This is a genomic window from Micromonospora sp. PLK6-60 (assembly GCF_019890675.1).
In the GTDB taxonomy this organism is placed as follows: Bacteria; Actinomycetota; Actinomycetes; order Mycobacteriales; family Micromonosporaceae; genus Micromonospora.
Window position 1 is genome coordinate 432,971 of record NZ_JAIOAA010000003.1, and the last position, 20,139, is coordinate 453,109.

Consider the following 20,139-nt stretch of genomic DNA (forward strand, 5'->3'; position numbering starts at 1 on the left):
GTCCGGGCCGGACGGCACGGTTCCCGGCCGGCGGGCGCCGACCGGGAACCGTGACCGTCGTACGGGACTCAGGCGTTGATCGTCTCCGGCCGCTGATCCGGGGTGTCCACCCCGGAGTCGGAGTCGCTCATCGCCACGCCCTTGCGCTTGCTGAACACCACCGCCGCGACGATGATCAGCGTGGCCACCACGGCGACCGCCACCCGCAGCGGGGTGTTCGCGTCGTCGCCGACGTTCCACGCCACCACGGCGGGCGCGATCAGCAGCGAGACCAGGTTCATCACCTTGATCAGCGGGTTGATCGCCGGGCCGGCGGTGTCCTTGAACGGGTCGCCGACGGTGTCGCCGATGACCGTGGCGGCGTGCGCGTCGGAGCCCTTGCCGCCGTACGCGCCGTCCTCCACCAGCTTCTTGCCGTTGTCCCAGGCGCCACCGGAGTTGGCCAGGAACACCGCCATCAGCGTGCCCGCGCCGATCGCGCCGGCCAGGTACGCCGCCAGCGCGCCGGGACCGAGGCCGAAGCCGACCGCGATCGGGGCGAGGATGGCGAGCAGACCGGGGGTCATCAGCTCGCGCTGCGCGTCCCGGGTGCAGATGTCGACGACCTTGCCGTACTCCGGGCGCTGGGTGCCGTCCATGATGCCGGGCAGCTCGCGGAACTGCCGGCGGACCTCCATCACCACGGCGCCGGCCGAGCGGGAGACCGCGTTGATGGCCAGGCCGGAGAAGAGGAACACCACCGCCGCGCCGATGATCAGGCCGACCAGGTTGCGCGGGTTCGCCACGTTGAGGAAGTTGATGATCTCGTTGCCGACCGCCGGGTCGGTGACGTCCAGCCCGCGGGCGCCGGCGACCGCCGACTGGAGCGTGTCGGTGTACGAGCCGAACAGCGCGGTCGCGGCCAGCACCGCGGTGGCGATCGCGATGCCCTTGGTGATCGCCTTGGTGGTGTTGCCGACCGCGTCCAGCTCGGTCAGCGTGCGCGCGCCGTGCTCGTCGATGTCGCCGGACATCTCCGCCACGCCCTGGGCGTTGTCGGAGATCGGGCCGAAGGTGTCCATCGCCACGATCACGCCGACCGTGGTGAGCAGGCCGGTGCCGGCCAGCGCCACCGCGAACAGGGAGAGCGTGATCGAGCTGCCGCCGAGCAGGAACGCGCCGAACACGCCGGCGCCGATCAGCAGCGCCGAGTAGACCGCCGACTCCAGGCCGACGCTGATGCCGGCGAGGATGACGGTGGCCGCGCCGGTCTGCGAGCTCTTGCCGATGTCCTGCACCGGACGCTTGTTGGTCTCGGTGAAGTAGCCGGTCAGCGCCTGGATCGCGGCGGCCAGCACGATGCCGATCACGACCGCGCCGATGGCTACCAGCCGCGGGTCGCGGTCGATGCCGGTCAGCCCGCCCTCCAGCTCGTCGAAGGTCGCCGGCAGGTACGCGAAGGCGGCGATCGCCACCAGCACCGCGGCGATCAGCGCGGAGAGGTAGAAGGCCCGGTTGATCGCGGTCAGGCCGTTGCGGTCGCTGGTGCGCAGCCGGGTGATGAAGACGCCGACGATCGCGACCAGCACCCCGATGGTGGAGATGATCAGCGGGAAGACCAGGCCGGTCTCGCCGAACGCGGCCCGGCCGAGGATCAGCGCGGCGACCAGCGTGACCGCGTACGACTCGAAGAGGTCGGCGGCCATGCCGGCGCAGTCGCCGACGTTGTCGCCGACGTTGTCGGCGATGGTGGCGGCGTTGCGCGGGTCGTCCTCGGGGATGCCCTGCTCGACCTTGCCGACCAGGTCGGCGCCGACGTCGGCGGCCTTGGTGAAGATGCCGCCGCCGACCCGCATGAACATGGCGAGCAGCGCGGCGCCGAAGCCGAAGCCCTCCAGCACCGTCGGCGCGTCGCCCTTGAAGAGCAGCACGACCAGCGCGGCGCCGAACAGGCCGAGGCCGACGGTGAGGAAGCCGACCACGCCGCCGGTGCGGAACGCGATCTTCATGGCGCCCTCACGGCCACCTTCGCGCTCCCGGGCCGCCGCGGCGACCCGCAGGTTGGCGCGGGTGGCCAGCCACATGCCGGCACCACCGATGAACGCGCTGAACAGGGCGCCCACCACGAAGAAGGCCGACCGGCCGATCTTCACCGCGATCTCGCTGCCGTCGGTGTCGTGCACCGGCAGCAGGAAGAGCAGTACGACGGCGACGACGACGAAGATCGCCAGCGTCCTGAACTGGCGGAGCAGGTAGGCCGAGGCGCCCTCCTGGACGGCCCCGGAGATCTCCTGCATGTTGGTGGTGCCCTTGCCGGCTGCCAGTACCGCCCTGGTGAGGGCGGCGGCGAAGACGAGTGCCACCAGCGCGATGACCGCGGCGATGACGACGTACGTCACGTTGGCTCCGGTAAGGGACAGCCCGCCGCCGTCGGCGGCCAAGGTCCCGGACATCTGTGTCCTCCTGTAACCGAACACTCGCGTCGATCCGTGGAGACGCACGGGCCGACGCCTTGGATGTGGACTCGCAAGCGCGCGCCAACCCACCCCGGCGGACCAGCGATGAACACCCGTTCCCGCTGGCTGCGGGAACGGATCACTTGCTGACAACCCGGGTACTGTAGCCCTCCGCAGTGTTGGAGGTCACACCGAGGTGGCACCGTGTCCCGATGATCTTCATCGCTGTGTTATGAGGAGTTATCTGATATAGAAGGCGGCCAGCACGACGAGGCCGCGCCCCGGTTGCGGGACACGGCCTCGTGGCGCGCCGGCGTCGGCCGGCGGTGGTTGCGGGGTGGGTCAGCGACCGGTCGGCCACACCATCCGGACCTCGGTGCCGACGCCCTCCGGCACCGGGCGCACCTGGAGATCCTCGACGAACCCGGCGAGCAGGGCGAAGCCGACGCCGGTGGTGAGGTCGTCCTCGTCGAGCGACTCGTTGGCCAACTGGTCGGCGTTCAGCGCGGTCAGCCCGATGCTCGCCTCGATCGGCGCCCGGTCGATCACCCGCACCGTGTAGGAGCCGGTGTCGTCCATCTCCACCAGCACCGGATCGGGCACGTGGTACTGCCGGTGCAGGGCCACCGCGCGGGTGCACGCCTCACCGATGGCCAGCCGCACCTCGTCCAGCAGGTCCTCCCGTACGCCGGCGCGGCGGGCGACCGCCACGCCGACCAGCCGGGCGGTGCGCACGTGCACCGGGGCGGGCGAGAAGGAGAGCTTGACCGTGGCCATCATGCCGCCGGGCCGGCGGCGACCGCCGCGTCGACCGTGGCGTGCAGCGGGAAGACCTGGTCCAGGGCGGTGATCCGGAAGATCTTGAGCAGCGGCTCCTTGTCGCAGACGAGCGCGAACGTGCCACCGACGGTGCGCAGCCGCTTGAGCGCGCCGACCAGCACGCCGAGGCCGGTGGAGTCGAGGAAGTCCACCCGGCCGAGGTCCACCACCACGTGGCGGGCCCCGCCGTCGATCAACTCAAGGAGTCGTTCGCGCAGGCGGGGGGCCGTGTAGACGTCCACCTCACCGCCGACCTCGAGCACGGTGTGCTCGCCCACGGTGCGGGTCGCCAGCGACAGCTCCATCGGTCCCTCCCTCGCAAGAGCCGTAAACTCTCCTGGGCATCTAACCACCTTCCACCAGACGAACCCGAAGGTCACCGGCAGAGGCAACCCATACCCACCGGCCCCGGGCTTCACCCCGAACCAGTGCGAGAGTGCAGGACGTGACCGACGACAGCCCCCGCCCGGCGCCCCCGGCGCCGCGCGCCGACCGGCAGCCGTCGGCCGCGGACCCGGGCACCGGGCGGGCGCCGGCCGACCTGCTGCGCCGGCTGCGCGCCCGGACGACCACCGACCCGGTCACCCACGTCGAGCGGGTGCCCGCCCGGGCGGGCACGACCGCGCCGTGGCCGGCGTGGGCCCCGGCGGAGCTGCGGGCGGCGTTCGCCCGGCGCGGCGTCACCGCGCCGTGGCGGCACCAGGCCGAGGCGGCGGAGCTGGCGTACGCCGGCCGGCACGTCGTCGTCGCCACCGGCACCGCCTCGGGCAAGTCGCTGGCCTACCAGCTCCCGGCGCTGGCCACCCTGCTGGCCGACCCGCGGGCGACGGTGCTCTACCTGGCCCCCACCAAGGCGCTCGCCGCCGACCAGCTGCGGGCGGTCGCCGCGCTGGAACTGGAGGACGTCCGCCCGGCCTGCTACGACGGCGACACCCCCCGGGCCGAGCGGGAGTGGATCCGGCGGCACTCCCGGTTCGTGCTGACCAACCCGGACATGCTGCACCACGGCATCCTGCCCGGGCACGCCCAGTGGTCGGGCTTCCTGCGCCGGCTGACCCACGTGGTGGTCGACGAGTGCCACACCTACCGGGGGGTGTTCGGCTCGCACGTGGCGCACGTGCTGCGCCGGCTGCGGCGGCAGTGCGCGAAGTACGGCCGGCCCAGCCGCCCCGGGCTGCCCGCCGGGCCGACGTTCGTACTGGCCTCGGCCACCTCCGGCGACCCGGCGACCACCGCCGGCCGGCTCACCGGCCTGCCGGTCACCGCCGTCACCGAGGACAGCTCGCCGCGCGGCGGGGTGACCTTCGCGCTCTGGGAGCCGCCGCTGCTGCCGGCCGCCGCCGAGGACCAGGCCGCGGACCTGGCGCCGGTCCGCCGCTCGGCGCTGCGGGAGACCGCCGACCTGCTCGCCGACACGGTCGCCGAGGGGGTACGCACGCTCGCCTTCGTCCGCTCCCGCAAGGGCGCCGAGGTGGTCGCGGCGAGCGCCCGGCGCGGGCTGGACGAGGCGGTGCCCGGCCTGGGTGAGCGGGTGGCCGCCTACCGGGCCGGTTACCTGCGGGAGGAGCGGCGGGAGCTGGAACGGGCCCTGCTCCGCGGCGACCTGCTCGGGCTCGCCTCAACGAACGCACTGGAGCTGGGGGTCGACCTGGTCGGGCTGGACGCGGTGCTGATCTGCGGCTGGCCGGGCACCCGGGCGTCGCTGTGGCAGCAGGCGGGCCGAGCCGGCCGCTCCGGCGGGGAGGCCCTCGCCGTGCTGGTGGCCCGGGACGACCCGCTGGACACCTACCTGGTGCACCACCCCGAGGCGCTGTTCGGCCGGCCGGTCGAGGCGACCGTGCTCGACCCGGCCAACCCGTACGTGCTCGCCCCGCAGCTGGCCTGCGCCGCGGCCGAGGCCCCGCTGACCCCCGCCGACCTGGAACTCTTCGGCGAGGGGGCCAAGGAGGCGGTCGAGTCGCTGGTCGAGGCGGGCGCACTGCGGCAGCGGCCCACCGGCTGGTACTGGCGGCACCGGGAACGCCCCGAGGTGGACCTGCGCGGTTCCGACGGCGCGCCGGTCTGCGTGGTGGAGGCGTCCACCGGGCGGCTGCTCGGCACCGTCGACGGCGGCTCGTCGCACTTCCTCGTCCACTCCGGCGCCGTCTACCTGCACCAGGGCGTCTCGTACGTGGTCGACTCGCTGGACCTGGCCGACGGCTGCGCGCTGGTGCACGCCGAGGAGCCGGACTGGTCCACCCACGCCCGGGACGTCATCTCGCTGTCGGTGGCCTCGGTGCGCTCGTACACCGACGCCGGGCCGGTCGGGCTATTCCTCGGCGAGGTCGACGTGACCAGCCAGGTGGTGTCGTACCAGCGGCGGCGGATCGCCTCGGGCGAGGTGATCGACACCCGGCCGCTGGACCTGCCGACCCGGGAGCTGCGGACGGTCGCGGTGTGGTTCACCGTGTCGCCGGAGTCGCTGGCGCGCGCCGGGGTGCAGACGGCCGACATCCCGGGCGCGCTGCACGCCGCCGAGCACGCGGCGATCGGGCTGCTGCCGCTGATGGCCACCTGCGACCGGTGGGACATCGGCGGGCTCTCCACCGCGATCCACCCGGACACCGAGGCGCCGACGGTCTTCGTCTACGACGGGCATCCGGGCGGCGCGGGCTTCGCCGAGCGGGCGTACCGGACGGCGGCGGCCTGGCTGCGGGCCACCCGGGACGCGATCGCCGAGTGCGGGTGCGAGACCGGCTGCCCGTCCTGCGTGCAGTCCCCGAAGTGCGGCAACGGCAACAACCCGCTGTCCAAACCGGACGCGCTCAAGGTGCTCGACGTGGTGCTGGCGAACCTGCCCCCGGCCGAGGCGGACCCGCTCCCGGCTGATGATCCGACCGTGCCGGCGCTGCCCCAGCAGGGTGACCGGAGCGGCGACGTGCCCGCCGGGGACGTGCGATCCGGGGGTTGATCTTGCCTCCGCCGGCACACCCCCATCTCCCGCACGTCGGGCCCTCCCTCGCCCGACATACCGCCACCTCCCGCACCTCGGCCCCACCCGCCTGACGCACGCCCAAATCCCGCACTTTGGGCTCTCCCTCGCCCGGCACACCCCCACCTGCCGCACGTGGGGGCCCACCCGGGACCGGTCGGCGGACAAGACATGCATGAGCGCCGTGCGGGCGGGGCATTGATACATGGGAGCGCTTCCATAGGAAGTCATCGTTGACTCGCCGGCGCTCGACCACCAGCCGTATTCGCCGTTCCCGTTGCCGCAGGAGGAGCCGTGGCCGACACCATCGCCGAGACCGTCGACCTGCTCTACGCCATCGACCAGGAGAAACTCACCCCCGACCAGTTGATATCGCTCGGCGCGGCGCTGGCCTCGCTCGCCCAGGCGGAACGGCTCGCCGAGATCGAGGAACACCTGCGCCGGATCCACCAGGTGCTGAACGGTTGGGCGATGAAGGCCACCATGGAGGTCGGACGCTGACGGGCCAGCTGTGCGAGACTCCGGCCCGACCCCCTTGAATTGGAGACTTCATGCAGCTCGACGCCCTTCAGCAACAGCAGCAGTTCCACGTCCGGCAGCGGATCCGGATGATGGTCAACCAGTACGAGGTCCACAGCGTCGCGCCGGACGGCTCGGAGGGCGGGCTGCTGGCGTTCGCCCAGCAGAAGCGCCTCGCCTTCAAGGAGCAGGTGACCATCTACACCGACGACTCGAAGCAGACCCCGCTGCTCGGGTTCAAGGCCCGCCAGCGGCTCGACCTCGGCGCCACGTACGACGTGACCGACCACGCGGGGCAGCCGATCGGGCTGTTCCGCAAGGACTTCGCCCAGTCCCTGCTCCGCTCGACGTGGCACGTCGAGCAGGCTGGTCTGCCGCAGATCACCGGCCAGGAGCGGAGCATGCCGGTGGCCCTGCTGCGGCGCTTCGTCGACTCGCTGTCCTGGCTGCCATACCACTTCGACTTCACCGCCAACGGCCAGCCGGTCTTCTCGGTGATCAAGAAGTGGGGCCTGCGCGACCGGTACGTGGTCGAGATCCAGCACCCGCAGGTCGACCGCCGACTGGTGATCGCCATGGCGATCGGCCTGGACGCGCTCCAGGGCCGCTGATCAGGCCCGGGGGGCGCGTACCACCCGAGGTACGCGCCCCCGCCCGCCTTCCCCGTGAACCCACCCGCGGTAGATCTTGGCGACTTATCGTCTGCTACGAACGGTGAGCCGTTCCGTCCGGTTTGGTCTCGCCCGAACTTCGATGGTTCCGTAGCCTCGACGCCCATGGGGAACCTTGCTGCGGCGGGCTTCGGCGCCCTCGCCAGCCTCGTCGTTGTGGCCATTGGCGCATTGCTCCAGGCCCAGCGCGAGCGTCGGCACTGGCTCCGCGATCAGACGCTTCGAGGAGCTGTCGACTACGTCACCAGCACGCGGTACCTGCTCAACAAGTTTCGGACGGTGGGCGAGCGCGGCATGGATCAGGACGACCGACGAGAGTGGCGGAAGACGATGCAAGTCGCCCGTTCCACTCTCACCCTCTTGTGCAGCGCCAAGACGGTGTCACTGGCGAATGACGTCGCAGAGGCGCTCCGCCGTCTCGGCCCCGACTCTGACCCGGCTCAGCATGCGGTGGCGGAAACAGCCTTCCAGAACCTGGTCCGCCAACTGCGGAAGGAACTCGGCTCCCCGCACCTGGGTAGTTGACTCCGGCACCGGTTGGATGAGCGACCAGCCGATGCAACCCACCTGCGTAGGTCGGCGCAGGTCATCCGGCCGACGGTCAACCGCGCACCGGCCCGGCGCGGGAGGTCACGCTGACCACCCGCACCAGCCCCGGCAGCGCGGTCACCGTGATCTCGGCGGTCACCAGCACGTCCAGGCCGTCGAGCCGGCAGGCGGCCAGCCGCGCGCCGTTCGCCCGGGTGATCTCGGCCGCCGCAGCGCAGGCCAGGTCGCTGCCCCCGACCGCCCGGCCGGCTCCGGCCAGCGCGCCGAGATCGGCCGCGACCCGGGCCTGCTGCCGCGCCGTCCGGGCGGCACCGACCGTCGCGCCGAAGAGGCCGAACACGACGAAGACCAGCCCGACAGCGAGGAGGTAGACCGTCGCGCCACCCCGCTCGGCGGCGGCGGCAGGTGCGCCGTGCCCGATCTGACGGTCGGTGCCGTCTCGTGCGCCGCATTCCTCGTGTCCGGCGTCGATGGTGGGGCACCGGCCGGTCATGGCCGCGCCTCGGGTAGGCCAGGCTCGACGGCGGCGACCGCGCTGGCCGCCACCGTGAGTCGCGGCAGCCGGGCACCGAGCGCCCGGACCGGGGCGCGGACGGTGGCGGTCACCCGGTCTCCGTCCACCGCGACCCGCACCTGCGCCCCGCGCGGTGCGGTGCCGGCAACCGCCGCGGCACCGGCCTCGCCCCGGGACGCGGCCAGCGCCGCGTCCCGGGCCGCGGCCAGGCAGCCCGCCTTGGTGGCGACCGCGTCCATCGCGGTCAGTCCGGTGAGCAGCAACAGGGTCAGCGCCGGCAGACCGGCCGCCAGTTCGGCCGTGAACGAACCCCGGTCCCGGCCGGCCCGCCGGCGCCCGCTCACTTGAGCGCGCGGTCGATGACCGCGGTCAACGCCGACTGCACGTTGCCCGACGTGAGCACCTTCAGCAGGATGCCCGCGAAGGCCACCGCGGCGAGCGTGCCGACCGCGTACTCGGCGGTGTTCATCCCGGCGTCCCCGCGCAGGCGGGCGACGAGTTTGCGCATTGCCGTTCTCCCCTCGTTGGTTTTCAGAGCACGTCGCCGAGGACGGCGACGACCACCGGCACCAGGCCGGCGAGAATGAAGGCCGGCAGGAAGCAGAGCCCCAGCGGCAGCACGATCAGCACGCCCGCGCGCCGGGCCGACGCCTCGGCGGCGGTGGCCCGGTCGGCCCGCAGGTCGTCGGCGAGCCGGGTGAGCGCGCCGGCCAGGGCGGCCCCGCTGCTCGACGACCGCACCGCGGCGGTGACCAGCCGCTCGGCCCCGGCCACCGGGCTCAGGTGGGCCCATGCCTCGCCCGGCTCGCCACCGAGCAGCAGGGTCCGGCCGACCCGCCCGAGCCGGTCGGCGAGCGGACCGCCCAGGGCCTCGGCGACGGCCAGCACCGAACGGTCCACCGGGGCCCCGGCCCGCAGCGTCGCCGCCAGCAGATCGGCGGCGAGCGGCAGGTCCGCCACCTCCCGCAGCCGGCGGTCCCGGGCCGCCCGTGGCTCGATCCGGCGCAGCAGGCGATCCGCGACGGCCGCAACGAGAGCGCCGCCGAACAGTCCCGGCCAGCCACCGACGACCACCAGGACCGCCACCCCGGCCAGCCCGGCGCCGAGCCGGATCGGGTCACCGCGTACCGCCCGCCAGCCCGACCGGGCGCCCGGCCCAGCCGCGCCGACCGACCGGGACTCCGGTCCGGCCGCACTGAGCGACCGCGGCTCCGGTCCGGCCGCACTGACCGACCGGGCCTCCGGTCCGGCCGCGCCGACCCACCGCAGCCGGTGCGCCGACCGCCGCGCCGGTCCGCCGACTATGGCGAGCAGCAGGGCCGCGACGATCAGGCAGCCCGCGACCAGCGCCTCCCGGGGCATCAGCGCGCCCCGCCCGGCACGGCGCCGAGGCGTTCCGCCCAGAGCAGCCCGACGATCTGGAGGACCATCGCGGCCACCGCGCAGCCACCACCGAGCGGGGTGTGCAGCAGCACGGCGACCGGGTCGACGCCGATGCCGTAGCCGAGCCCGATGCCGCCGACCGGCAGCGCGGCGAGCAGCCAGGCGGTGGCCCGCGCGCCGGCCGCCTGGGCCGACGCGCCGGCCAGCCCCCGGTCGGTGGCCCGGGCGTCCGCCTCGATCCGCTCCACCAGTTCGGCCAGCGGCGCCCCGGTCCGGTCGGCGAGCCGTACGGCGGCCAGCGCCAGCCGGTGCAGCCGGTCCGGCGCCGCCGCCGGAGTCGCCGGCCGCCCGCCGGTCGGCTCGTTCCAGGTGGCGATCGCGCCGGGGGCGGGCGGGAAGTCGGCGCTGCGCGGGCCGTCCTCGGTGGAGTCGAGCAGGCCGGTGCCGTCGGCCGCCGCCGACACGGGCAGCCCGGCCCGGAGGTCGGCGGCCAGGGCGCAGAGCTGGTCGAGGCGGCGTCGCCGGGCCCGCTCGGCGTGGCGGACGGTGTGACGGCGGCGCCACGCTCGGGCACCCAGCGTCCCGTAACCGGCCGTGACCACCGCCGCCACCGGCCCGGCCACGATGCCGCCCGTCACGGCCCCGGCCAGGACCACCAGGACCCTCAGTCGGCTCGTGCCGGCCGGCGGGCCGGTCGCATCGGAACGCCCGATCGGCAGCCACCCCGGGCGCCGCCCGCTACGCCCGATCGGCAGCCACCCTGGGCGCGGCGCGGAGCGCCCCGCCCGGCCCGCGAGGGCACGCCAGGTGGAGCCGTGGCCGTCCGACGGGAGGGCGGCCCCGGGCCGGTAGGGACCGGCGGGGCGGCGCGGGTCGTGCCGGCCGGGCGGGCCGCCGGCGGGAATCGGGCGAGGCACCGATCGGCCAGGGCCGGTCGACCGTCCGCCGACCAGATGGGCCGCCGGTCGCGCGGCGGACGGCTCACCCGGCGGAGCACCGCGTCCGGCCGCGCCGACACCGGAAGGGCCGCGGTGGGTGCCGCCGTGGTGAGCACGGCCGTGTTCTGCGAGGTCGGGCGCGGCGACATCGCCGAGGAGACCGGACACGCTCGCCGCACCGGAACGCCGCGCCTCGCCCGCAACGGTCGTCTGGGACCCAACGGTCGGGGCGGTGCCGAGCACGACCCGGCGTCGGGCCCGGCCGGCGCGTACCGGCCAGGCGACGGTCAGCGCCGCGGCGACCAGCAGGAGGGCCGCCGACCAGAGTGCCGGGGTCATGCCGGGGCCGCCGATTCGGGCCAGGCCGAGCAGAGCACAGGCGGCACGGTCACCCCGCGCTCGTGCAGCAACGACCCGAGCGCCCGCCCGGCCAACCCCAGCCCACGGCCCCGGACCCAGGCAGGTACGGCGGTCACCAGCCGATCGGGCCCCTCGGGCAGCAGCAGGCAGACCGACTCCAGCACCCGCCCGCTGCCGCCCCGGCGGACCTGGAGCACCACCTGGAGGGCGGCGGCGACCTGGGCGTGCAGCGCCGCCCGGGGCAGCCCGCCGAGCAGGCCGAGCGCCTCCAGCCGGGCCGGCACGTCGGCGGGTGCGTTCGCGTGCAGCGTCCCGGCGCCGCCGTCGTGGCCGGTGTTCAGCGCGGCCAGCAGGTCGACCACCTCGGCGCCCCGGCACTCGCCCACCACCAGCCGGTCGGGCCGCATCCGCAACGCCTGCCGGACGAGGTCACCGAGCCGCACCGCCCCGGAGCCCTCCACGTTGGAGGTACGCGCTTGCAGGCCCACCACGTGCGGGTGCACCGGCCGCAGCTCGGCGGCGTCCTCGACCAGCACGATGCGCTCGGTCGACGGCACCAGCCCGAGCATCGTGTTGAGCAGCGTGGTCTTGCCGGAGCCGGTGCCGCCGACGACCAGGTATGCCAGGCGGGCCGCCACGATCGCGGCGAGCACCGGGGCCAGCGGCCGGGGCACCGTGCCGTGCTGCACCAGCTCGGCGAGGGTGAACGGCCGTTGCCGGAAGGTACGCAGGGACAGGTACGGCCCGTCGGTCGCCACCGGCGGCAGCACGGCGTGCAGCCGGGTGCCGTCGGCGAGCCGGGCGTCGACGTACGGTGAACCGTCGTCCAGCCGGCGCCCGGCGCTCGCCGCCAGTCGCTGGGCCAGCCGCCGGACGTCGTCCACCCCGCCGAGCGGCACCGCGATCTGGTGCAGGCCGTGCCCCCGGTCGACCCAGACCCGCACGCCGTTGACCAGCACGTCGGTGACCTCGGGGTCGGCCAGCAACGCGGCGAGCGGCCCCGCGCCGACGAGGTCGTCGTGCACCCGGTCGGCGATCCGCAACACGGCGGTGTCGCCGAGGACGGCGGCCGTCGGGTCGGCGCGTACGGCGGAGACGACCGCCGCCGGGGTGACCGGGGTGGCCGCCGCGGCGAAGCGGCGCCGGACACGGATCGCCAGTTCCTCGGGGCGGGCCTGGTCGGTCATGCCGCACCCTGCCCGGTCGCGCCGGTCAGCTCCGCCACCAGCCGCTGGCAGAGGGCGGCGAGCGGGCCACGGCCGGCCGCCGCCGGCGCCTCGCCGCGTTCCAGCCCCCGGCACAGCCCGGGCTCGGGGCGCAGCGTGCCGGCCAGCGGCAGGCCGAGGGCGCGCGCCACCTCGGCCGCCTTCAACCGGCCCGGCGCCGGGCCGCGCACGATCGCGGAGAGGTCGGCGCAATGGGGTGCCGCCGCCGCCGCGACCCGGGCGGCCGCCGCGGTGGCCCGCAACTCGGCCGGTACGACGAGGAACACCCGCTCCGCGGCCTGGAGGGCGATCACCGCGGCGTCGTCGAGCTGCCGGGGCAGGTCGATCACCACGAAGTCCCGACCCCGGCGGGCGGCGTCCACCGTCGCCGCCATCGCCGGCGCGGGCAGGGGCAGCAGGTCACCCCGATCCCAGGAGAGCACCACGAGATCGCCGCGGCTGGGCAGGGCCCGGACCAGGGCCGGCGCGTCGACCCGCCCGTCGGCGTCGGTAAGCGCCGGCCAGCGCAGCCCGTCCAGTTGCTCCCAGCCGAGGACGAGGTCGAGGCCGCCGCCGAGCGGGTCGGCGTCGACCAGGAGGGTGCGCAGCCGGGCGCGGGCGGCGGTCACGGCCAGCCCGCCGGCCAGCACGCTGGCGCCGGCGCCACCCCGCCCGCCGAGCACCGCGACGATCCGCGCCGGGCCGGGGCCGGTGCGGTCCGGCCCGCACTCGGCGAACCGGTCGACCAGCCACGGTTCCGCAGCCGGCAACGTCGCCACGTGCTCGGCGCCGATCAGCTCGGCGACCTCCCAGCCCGGTTCGATCTCACCGGACCGGCCGACCAGGACGACCCCGGGCCGGCGCGGCAGTCTGGCCCGCAGGCAGGCCGGCGCCTGGTCGCTGCCGACCAGCACCAGGGGCGCGGGCAACCACCGGGCCCGGGCCGCCGCCGGGTCGGCGGCTAGCTCCACCTCGGTGCCGCCCGCCGCGGCGAGGCGGAGCAGCTCGTCGAGGAGGTCGCCGTCGGCGGTCACCAGCAGCGGCAGTCGCGGACGGGACGGCAGGGTACGGGGTGGCATCGTGGTCTCCAGCGCTCGGGCTCGGGTGCTGGGCCAGACACTCCTCCGGAACGCCCCGCCCGCGCCGCCCCGGCGCCGTCGCCTGTGGACAACCGGGAGCGCTGTGGACAACGACCGCGATCGCAGTGGATCTGCTATGCGACCCGAACAGCCCTCCACCACGTCGACCCGCCTCAGCGGGCCGGTACGGCGACGATCGCCGCCGCCCGGGACGGTCAAGCGGGGCCCCCTCCTCTACCGAATGCGTCAACAAGGGCCCCCGCCTTGCCTCCCCAGGGTCAGGCCGGGGCGGGCGTGGGTACGGCGATGGGCAGCCGGCAACGGACGACGGTGCCGGCGGGGGTGGCGGCGGTGATGGTGGCCCGGCCGCCGAGTTCCAGGCAGCGTTCGCGGATGCTCGTCATGCCCATTCCCGGCCGGTAGTCCGGCGCGATGCCCCGCCCGTCGTCGGTGACCTCGATGTGCAGGTCCCCGTCCCGCCACACCGACACGGAACAGTTCTCGGCGGCGGCGTGCCGGACGACATTGGTGAGCGCCTCGGAGACGATTCGGTAGGCGGCGACCTCCACCGCCGCCGGGATCGGGTCGGCGCCGATCGCGCAGTCGAGCTGGGTACGCATGCCGCCGGTGAGCCGGTCGACGAGTTCGCGCAGGGCGGCGGGGAGTCCGAGGTGGTCGAGGACGGTGGGGCGGAGGCCGTCGATGAGCTGCCGGATGTCCCCGAGGACGGCCCGGTGGATTTCGGCGAGGTCGGCGAGGATGCGTTCGGCGGCGGCCGGGTCGGTGCCGATGAGGGAGCGGCCGAGTTCGAGGCGCATGGCGGCGGAGGCGAGGGTGGGGCCGAGGCCGTCGTGGATCTCTCGGCGCAGCCGGCGGCGTTCCTCCTCCAGCACGGTGACGGTGCCTTCGAGCGCTCGCTGCAGCCGGGCTGCCAGCAGCAGGCTGTAGGCGGTGGAGCTGACCTGGCGGGCGAGGCCGCCGAGGAGGCGGCGGTCGGCGGGGCCGAAGGGTTCCCGGTCGGGGCCCGGGTCGAGGACGAGGCGGCCGATGGGCTCGCCGTCGTGGACGAGGTCGAGGCGGGTGGCGGTGGGTCCGGGCACGCCGTGGCTGCTGGACGGCAGCGCGAGCCCGGGTACCTCGATGGCGGCGTGGGTCAGGCGCAGCGCGCGGACGAGGGTCGCGACGAGCTGGTGCAACGCGGCCTCGGCGGAATGCGCCGATTCCAGCCGCTGCCCGAGCTGGCGGATGACCTCGTAGGGGTCTTCCCGCTGACCGTAGACGAGGCGGCTGACGACGCGGCGTAGCCCGGATCGGGCGGCGCTGAAGGAGATGGCGACGACCACGACGAGCAGGACGGGTACGACTTCGAGGCGAGCGTGCAGGGCACGGCTGAGCAGGGCGGCGGCACCGAGGTAGCCGCCGATGAGGGTGACGGTGACGAGGCCGTGGACGAGGGACCGGCGCAGGATGAGCTGGATGTCCCAGAGCCGGTAGCGCAGGACGGCGGCGGCGAGGAGCAGTTGGGCGGGGATCCAGACGACGGTGAGGTATTGCCACGGGATGAGCGGGTGCCCGAGGAGCTGTTCGGGAAGCTTGCCGAGCAGGAGATAGCCCCCGGCGAGGACGGCGAGACCGTAGCTGACCAGGCGCATCCGCTGCCGGGACAACGGGTCGCGGGCGAGGACGTAGCTGGCGACCACCGCGGCGAGCACGAGTACGGGGAAGAACCGGGCGGCGGGCACGGAGACGCCGATGAGGGTCCAGGTGTGCCGCAGCCCCCGCTCGGCGGGCAGGCTCGTGGCGAGGGCCGTGCCGTAGGCGAGGAAGGGCAGGGCGTAGCCGAGGGCGATCAGCCACGGCCGGCGGCGCAGCAGGGGCCAGGTTCGCGGGAACGAGATGGCGAAGTGGAGCAGGCACGCCCAGAGGACACAGTTGACCACCTCCGCCGCGGTGGTGACCCAGAGCCGGCCGGTGGCGATCTCGATGGCCTGGGTGCCGTACATGTGCGAGGCGTACCCGATGAATTGCAGCACCGCGACCAGGTAGAGGGTGACGGCGGCCGGGTCGCGCGGACGCCGGGCGACCAGAAACGCGGGCAGCAGGACCAGGAAGAGGATGTACGGCAGGGTGTAGGCGTTGCGGGCGGCGAGCCGTGGGAACGGGTAGTCGGTGAGGGTGACGGGCACGTCGATCCGACGCCCGTCCCGGTCCACGGTGTAGACGACGGTGTCGCCGATGCGGGTCGGCTGGTCGGCGAGGGATCCGGCGGCGAGGGGGCGACCGGCGATCGCGACGACGACGTCTCCGGCGCGCAGCCCGGTGCGGTCGCCTACGGCGACGTCGAGGACGAGGCCGTCGGTGTGCCAGGCGCGGGAGTCGGTGTTGGTGGAGGTGCCGTCGGAGGGGTGCCCGGCCCGGGCCGCCCACAGCCAGCCCAGGGCGAGGAGCGTGACGAGGATGGCGAGGACCATGCGGGCGATCCAGGCGCGGCTGGCGCGGGCGGAGGGCTCGACCACGGCTGTCATCGGTCTCCAGAGGTGCTGTCCCGGGACGGCCGACCCATTGACGCCGGGACGGCGGCGAACGCATGGTGATGCAGGTCCCCGAATCCCGGTCAGGAGGGTAGCTTGCCTGAGCAAGATCCGGTGACGCCCCTGGGTGTGCTGGTCGCCGACGACCACCCGATTTTCCTGGCCGGGATGCGGCAGTTGTTGGCGGCCTACCCGGGGCTGGACTGCGTCGCGGCGGTGACGTCGGGGACGGAGGCGGTGCGGCAGGTGGTGGCCCGGCGTCCGGACGTGGCCGTGCTGGACCTGGACATGCCCGACCTGTCGGGGGTGGCGGTGGTCCGCGAGATCGGGACGCAGGCGCCGGAGGTCGGGGTGCTGATGCTGACGATGCACGGCGACGACGAGTCGGTGTTCGCGGCGCTGCGCGCGGGGGCCCGCGGCTACCTGCTCAAGGGCGCGACGCCGGACGAGGTGGTGGCCGCGATCCGCTCGGTGGCGTCCGGCGGGGCGGTGTTCGGGCCGAGTATCGCGGCGCGTCTGGTCGAGTACTTCACCGCGCGCCCGGCCGTCTCGGTCACGGCGGCGCTGCCCGGGCTCACCGACCGCGAGCGGGAGATCCTGGCTCACCTGGCCGACGGGGAGGCGAACGCGACAATCGCCGCGCGGCTCTATCTCAGCCCGAAGACGGTACGCAACCACGTGTCGAACATCTTCACCAAGCTCCACGTGGCCGACCGCCACGCCGCGGCCCGCCGGGCCCGCGAGGCGGGTCTCGGCCGCCCCTGACGGGACTTCTGGTACGCGTCGTGGCCGCCCCGGCATTCGCCTGGGCGGCCACGACGACCTATCGGGCCACGACGGCCGGTGGGGTTACGGGTTGGCCTGGATGCCGGCGGTCAGGCAGTCGACGCCGTCCGGCTCCCAGATGTCGTACGCCACCCGCAGGAAGATCCCGCCGGTGCCGATGTGCCACCAGTGCAGGCTCGCCGCGAGGTCCCGCGGCTGGTCCGGGTTGGTGCGGCCGATGGTGAAGCCGCGGATCCCGTCGCCGTACGTGGTGGTCGACGGCGGCGCGGGCGTGGTGTGCCCGCCGGAGCCGTTGGTCCGCCAGTAGAGCAGGCCGGTGACCCGCTCGACCCGGCACCCGGCGGGCAGCGACTGGAACGCGTTGATCACCGTGTGGCCGCGGGCACCGTCGAAGATCACCGGCCAGTGCGCGAACTTCTGGGTGCTGTAGACCCTCCGGCGGTGCACCGGCTCCGGCGGCGTCCGGCACTGGTCGTCGGTGACTCCCGGCGGCTTGTTGTACGTCTCGACGAGGTCGACGATGACCCGGCCGTCCCCGTCCTGCCACGGCACGAAGATCTCGATCACCGCCTCGCGCGCCATCGGGTCGCCTGCGGCCGCTCGCGACACCACGCGTGCGTCCCACTCGCCGGCGAAGCTGATGCTCAGCCCGCCCGCGATGTTCGACGTCACCACCTGCCCGGTCGACAGGTCCTTGCCCACCAGGGTCTGCCCGGCGATCGTGCAGCCGCGATAGAGGGTCAGCCCGCCGTTCACCGTGTACTGCAGCGTGCCGAGGGCTTGCACCTGCCAGCCGATGTCCTCGAACGCGACGACCCCCACGGCGTCGAACGCCCTGGCGATGTGCTCGCACATCGGGACCGTGAATGTGATCCCGCGCAGCCCGGTGCCCACGGCGTCATTGCAGGTGGCCAGGGTCTCGACCCGGTGGTTGAGGAAGTCCGCCGCCGGGCCCAGGCGGCCGCCGACGAGGGTGGCGTAGGCGAGCTCGGTCATCGCGGGCCGCCCGATACCCGGACTGCTGACGCCCGGCACGTTGCCGTCAGTGCTCATCACGGCGGCGCTGTTGGGCACCCCGGCCATCTCGTGGGTGCACAGCCAGCAGCCCGAGTTGAGCGCCGCCACGTGGTCCGGGTGGCCGAACGCCCGCGGGGTGCGCATGTCGCGTACCGCGCCGCCCGGGGAGTCCTCGGCGATGCGCCAGTCGTTGGCGTCGTTCTCCACCAGGTTGCCCATGAGGTCCGCGTAGTGCTCACCGAGGGCGCCTGGCTCACCGGTGGCGAGGAACCCGGTGCTGCTCTCCACGACGCCGTGGGTGAACTCGTGCGCCACGATGTCCAGCGACGTGATCTTGGTGCCGAGGTGCATCCGGATATCCAGGCAGTCGAGCCAGTCGTACAGGTCCGGGTCCGCGGTCTGCCGCGGCAGGTTGGTCTCCTGCGGGGTACGCCCGCACCAGACGGCGTTGCCGTCGTAGGGCAGCCCGACCCGTGCCTTCACCTGCGAGCCCTGGTCGTCGAAGCTGTTGCGGCCCAGAGCGGTGTAGAACGCGTCGGTCAGGTTGAGGAACCCCGACACCGCCAGCGAATCCGGGTGCATCGTGTTGGCGGGGACGAGATGAGTTCCCGGTGTCGTTGCCGGGGTGCCCGGCGCCTTGGTGATCTCCGCGCGGTCACCCTGCTGCCCGTTGAGGATCGTGTAGGGCACGGCGTTGGCGTGCGAGTCGACGGCGAACACCTCGTTGCCGCCGCCGCGGGCATCGACGTACGAGACGCGGCCGGGCAGCGCCACCCGGTAGACCAGCCGCTCCTCGCCCGGCCTCAGGGTGGTGCCGGCGAACAGGTCCGCCGACAGGATCACCAGCGGGGTCACCGGCGGGTTCGCCGACAACCAGTTGGTCAACTGGGTCTGGCAGCTCTGCTGCCACCGGCAGACGACGCCCCGGTATTTCAGGTTGGCGGCCGCCACGGCGTACGCCGGGGTCACCGTCGCCTCCGGGTACGCGGTGGGGAACGTGACGAACCGGGCACTGATCGACTCGGCGCGACCGTCCGCGGAGAGGGTGACTGTGAGGTAGGCGCCCTCCACCGGGAAGCCCGCGTAATACTCCTGGAAGCGGACGCTGACCCGTCCGCCGACATCCGCGAACTGTTGCGGCGCCCGCAGGTGCTGGCTCGGCCGCAGCGTGCCATAGAGCTGCGCGAACAGCGGCTTGGCCAGCAGATCGCGGGCCCGTTCGATCGCCGTGGCGCCCTGCGTCGCGACGCCCAGGTGACCCAGGCCCACCCAGGCGGGCGTACCGGTGGTGGGGTCGACGGCGACCCGCTGCAACCACGCGACGGGGTTGATGAACTGGCAGCCCGCCACCGACTTGTCGGTCAACGTCAGGCCGGGCCCGGTGGCGGCCACGGTCGCGGTGCTCTGGTCGACCAACTGCATGCCGGCGGGAACCTCCTTGGCGGGTTCCAGCCACGCCGGGGTGCCGAAGAGCCAGCCCATCCGTGGCGAGTGCGCCCCACCGGTCAGGAAGAACGGGTCGATGACGACAGGCGTCGGCGTCGGCAGCACCGCCACGTCCGCGTCGTCGTGTCCCCGGGCGGCCTGGTAGGCCCGGACGACCTCGACAGCCTTGGCGGCGTCGAGCCTGGTCGCGTTGACGTCGCCCAGCTTCTCCCCCGTCAGCTGGCCCGCCACGCCCCGGATGACGCCGTCGCGGGTGAGCACAACCGACATCGTGGCGTTGGCGACCACCAACTTGTCGGCGGCGACGCGGCTGAACGTCACCGTCGAGCACTCGCCGGCGCTGACCACCCGAGTGACCCGGGTGTCGCGTATGTCGCCGAGGTTCCACAGCGCCAGGTTCTGCTGGACGAACGCGGTGGCGTGCTCGGTGAGGGACGCCTTGGCATCCAGGCCGCTCGGGGTCTGCAGCTCAAGCCGGGCCACGGTGCGGGCCTGCGGCCAGCTCTCCGCACGTAGCCGGACCGTCGACTTCGCGTCGAGGGCGTCGAGGAGTTTCACCTGGTCCTTGGAGAGATAGGTGTCCTTGCGGTAGTCGGTGGTGATCGTGGAGTCCGGTGCCGCCTTCACCTCGGACCGGGCGAAGTCGGCGAGGGTGACCGCCAAGCTCGCCACGAGCGTCAGGCTGGCCACTATCGCCACCGCCTGACGGGATCGGAATTTTTCGCTGTGCACGGGAGATGCCTCCTCGGAGCCGAAATCAGCCCGAGGATGGTCGACCCGGATCGCCGGGCGCATGGGACACCTGCCCTCAATGGAGTCCCGACTGTCCCGGCAGACACCCGCCGCCGCGTGGGACATATCGAAGGTAGTCATCGGGGCCGGGCACTGCCCTGCTGGCGGCAGATAGGGACGACCC

The 20,139-nt window shown here is 74.0% G+C and carries 17 protein-coding genes; 5 read left to right on the plus strand and 12 right to left on the minus strand.

The genetic code is table 11. The annotated features are described in order from the left end of the window. Positions 1-68: 68 nt before the first annotated feature. The 3 genes from K7640_RS08360 to K7640_RS08370 form a co-directional block, all read right to left on the minus strand. Positions 69-2,432, minus strand: coding sequence for a sodium-translocating pyrophosphatase (locus K7640_RS08360; protein WP_222954127.1), 2,364 nt, complete (start codon positions 2,430-2,432; stop codon positions 69-71). 345 nt (positions 2,433-2,777) lie between these two features. Next, complete coding sequence (locus tag K7640_RS08365; RefSeq protein ID WP_222954128.1) at positions 2,778-3,215, minus strand: ATP-binding protein; 438 nt, start codon at positions 3,213-3,215, stop codon at positions 2,778-2,780. Continuing rightward, positions 3,212-3,559 carry an STAS domain-containing protein gene (locus K7640_RS08370; RefSeq protein ID WP_222954129.1) on the minus strand — a complete coding sequence of 116 codons (348 nt, stop codon included), beginning with the start codon at positions 3,557-3,559 and terminating at the stop codon, positions 3,212-3,214. The genes K7640_RS08365 and K7640_RS08370 overlap by 4 nt, the downstream gene beginning before the upstream one ends. 140 nt (positions 3,560-3,699) lie before the next feature. Here K7640_RS08370 and K7640_RS08375 point away from each other — a divergent pair, with 140 nt between their 5' ends. From K7640_RS08375 to K7640_RS08390, 4 genes are all read left to right on the plus strand, one after another. Then, positions 3,700-6,204 carry a DEAD/DEAH box helicase gene (locus K7640_RS08375; RefSeq protein WP_374198066.1) on the plus strand — a complete coding sequence of 835 codons (2,505 nt, stop codon included), beginning with the start codon at positions 3,700-3,702 and terminating at the stop codon, positions 6,202-6,204. Between the two features lie 315 nt (positions 6,205-6,519). After that, a complete protein-coding gene (locus K7640_RS08380; protein ID WP_222954130.1) occupies positions 6,520-6,726 on the plus strand; it encodes a hypothetical protein in 207 nt (68 codons plus the stop codon). 50 nt (positions 6,727-6,776) lie between these two features. Further along, positions 6,777-7,355 carry a hypothetical protein gene (locus K7640_RS08385; RefSeq protein WP_222954131.1) on the plus strand — a complete coding sequence of 193 codons (579 nt, stop codon included), beginning with the start codon at positions 6,777-6,779 and terminating at the stop codon, positions 7,353-7,355. A gap of 165 nt (positions 7,356-7,520) precedes the next feature. Then, positions 7,521-7,940, plus strand: coding sequence for a hypothetical protein (locus K7640_RS08390; protein WP_255608392.1), 420 nt, complete (start codon positions 7,521-7,523; stop codon positions 7,938-7,940). Between the two features lie 76 nt (positions 7,941-8,016). Here K7640_RS08390 and K7640_RS08395 read toward each other — a convergent pair whose 3' ends face one another. The 8 genes from K7640_RS08395 to K7640_RS08430 all read right to left on the minus strand — a co-directional run bounded on the left by K7640_RS08395 (position 8,017) and on the right by K7640_RS08430 (position 15,968). Next, positions 8,017-8,457 carry an Rv3654c family TadE-like protein gene (locus tag K7640_RS08395; RefSeq protein WP_222954132.1) on the minus strand — a complete coding sequence of 147 codons (441 nt, stop codon included), beginning with the start codon at positions 8,455-8,457 and terminating at the stop codon, positions 8,017-8,019. Continuing rightward, the gene (locus K7640_RS08400; protein WP_222954133.1) at positions 8,454-8,822 is read right to left on the minus strand and encodes a TadE family type IV pilus minor pilin; all 369 of its coding nucleotides are present in this window, start codon (positions 8,820-8,822) and stop codon (positions 8,454-8,456) included. The genes K7640_RS08395 and K7640_RS08400 overlap by 4 nt, the downstream gene beginning before the upstream one ends. Continuing rightward, positions 8,819-8,986 (minus strand): DUF4244 domain-containing protein, encoded by a 168-nt coding sequence (locus tag K7640_RS08405; protein ID WP_222954134.1) that lies wholly within the window; start codon positions 8,984-8,986, stop codon positions 8,819-8,821. The genes K7640_RS08400 and K7640_RS08405 overlap by 4 nt, the downstream gene beginning before the upstream one ends. A gap of 23 nt (positions 8,987-9,009) precedes the next feature. Next, positions 9,010-9,840 carry a type II secretion system F family protein gene (locus tag K7640_RS08410; RefSeq protein ID WP_222954135.1) on the minus strand — a complete coding sequence of 277 codons (831 nt, stop codon included), beginning with the start codon at positions 9,838-9,840 and terminating at the stop codon, positions 9,010-9,012. Then, positions 9,840-10,814 (minus strand): hypothetical protein, encoded by a 975-nt coding sequence (locus tag K7640_RS08415; RefSeq protein ID WP_374198074.1) that lies wholly within the window; start codon positions 10,812-10,814, stop codon positions 9,840-9,842. The genes K7640_RS08410 and K7640_RS08415 overlap by 1 nt, the downstream gene beginning before the upstream one ends. Positions 10,815-11,134: 320 nt before the next feature. Continuing rightward, on the minus strand, positions 11,135-12,346 hold the full coding sequence (locus K7640_RS08420; RefSeq protein ID WP_222954136.1) for a TadA family conjugal transfer-associated ATPase: 1,212 nt from the start codon (positions 12,344-12,346) through the stop codon (positions 11,135-11,137). Continuing rightward, a complete protein-coding gene (gene ssd / locus K7640_RS08425; RefSeq protein WP_222954137.1) occupies positions 12,343-13,443 on the minus strand; it encodes a septum site-determining protein Ssd in 1,101 nt (366 codons plus the stop codon). Before ssd ends, K7640_RS08420 begins: the two co-directional genes overlap by 4 nt. Before the next feature lie 278 nt (positions 13,444-13,721). Then, on the minus strand, positions 13,722-15,968 hold the full coding sequence (locus K7640_RS08430; RefSeq protein WP_222954138.1) for a sensor histidine kinase: 2,247 nt from the start codon (positions 15,966-15,968) through the stop codon (positions 13,722-13,724). A 102-nt stretch (positions 15,969-16,070) separates the two neighbouring features. On the opposite strand from K7640_RS08430, the gene K7640_RS08435 reads away from it, so the two are divergent. After that, positions 16,071-16,739, plus strand: coding sequence for a response regulator transcription factor (locus tag K7640_RS08435; RefSeq protein WP_255608394.1), 669 nt, complete (start codon positions 16,071-16,073; stop codon positions 16,737-16,739). An 84-nt stretch (positions 16,740-16,823) separates the two neighbouring features. Here K7640_RS08435 and K7640_RS08440 read toward each other — a convergent pair whose 3' ends face one another. Next, positions 16,824-19,895 (minus strand): M4 family metallopeptidase, encoded by a 3,072-nt coding sequence (locus tag K7640_RS08440; RefSeq protein WP_222954139.1) that lies wholly within the window; start codon positions 19,893-19,895, stop codon positions 16,824-16,826. Between the last annotated feature and the right edge of the window lie 244 nt (positions 19,896-20,139).

Excerpts from the sequence above, each read along its gene's own strand:
- K7640_RS08360 (WP_222954127.1), bottom strand. The coding sequence starts at position 2,432 with ATGTCCGGGACCTTGGCCGCCGACGGCGGCGGGCTGTCCCTTACCGGA.
- K7640_RS08430 (WP_222954138.1), bottom strand. The coding sequence starts at position 15,968 with ATGACAGCCGTGGTCGAGCCCTCCGCCCGCGCCAGCCGCGCCTGGATC.
- ssd (WP_222954137.1), bottom strand. The coding sequence starts at position 13,443 with ATGCCACCCCGTACCCTGCCGTCCCGTCCGCGACTGCCGCTGCTGGTG.
- K7640_RS08410 (WP_222954135.1), bottom strand. The coding sequence starts at position 9,840 with ATGCCCCGGGAGGCGCTGGTCGCGGGCTGCCTGATCGTCGCGGCCCTG.
- K7640_RS08405 (WP_222954134.1), bottom strand. The coding sequence starts at position 8,986 with ATGCGCAAACTCGTCGCCCGCCTGCGCGGGGACGCCGGGATGAACACC.
- K7640_RS08365 (WP_222954128.1), bottom strand. The coding sequence starts at position 3,215 with ATGATGGCCACGGTCAAGCTCTCCTTCTCGCCCGCCCCGGTGCACGTG.
- K7640_RS08385 (WP_222954131.1), top strand. The coding sequence starts at position 6,777 with ATGCAGCTCGACGCCCTTCAGCAACAGCAGCAGTTCCACGTCCGGCAG.
- K7640_RS08420 (WP_222954136.1), bottom strand. The coding sequence starts at position 12,346 with ATGACCGACCAGGCCCGCCCCGAGGAACTGGCGATCCGTGTCCGGCGC.
- K7640_RS08395 (WP_222954132.1), bottom strand. The coding sequence starts at position 8,457 with ATGACCGGCCGGTGCCCCACCATCGACGCCGGACACGAGGAATGCGGC.
- K7640_RS08370 (WP_222954129.1), bottom strand. The coding sequence starts at position 3,559 with ATGGAGCTGTCGCTGGCGACCCGCACCGTGGGCGAGCACACCGTGCTC.
- K7640_RS08390 (WP_255608392.1), top strand. The coding sequence starts at position 7,521 with ATGGGGAACCTTGCTGCGGCGGGCTTCGGCGCCCTCGCCAGCCTCGTC.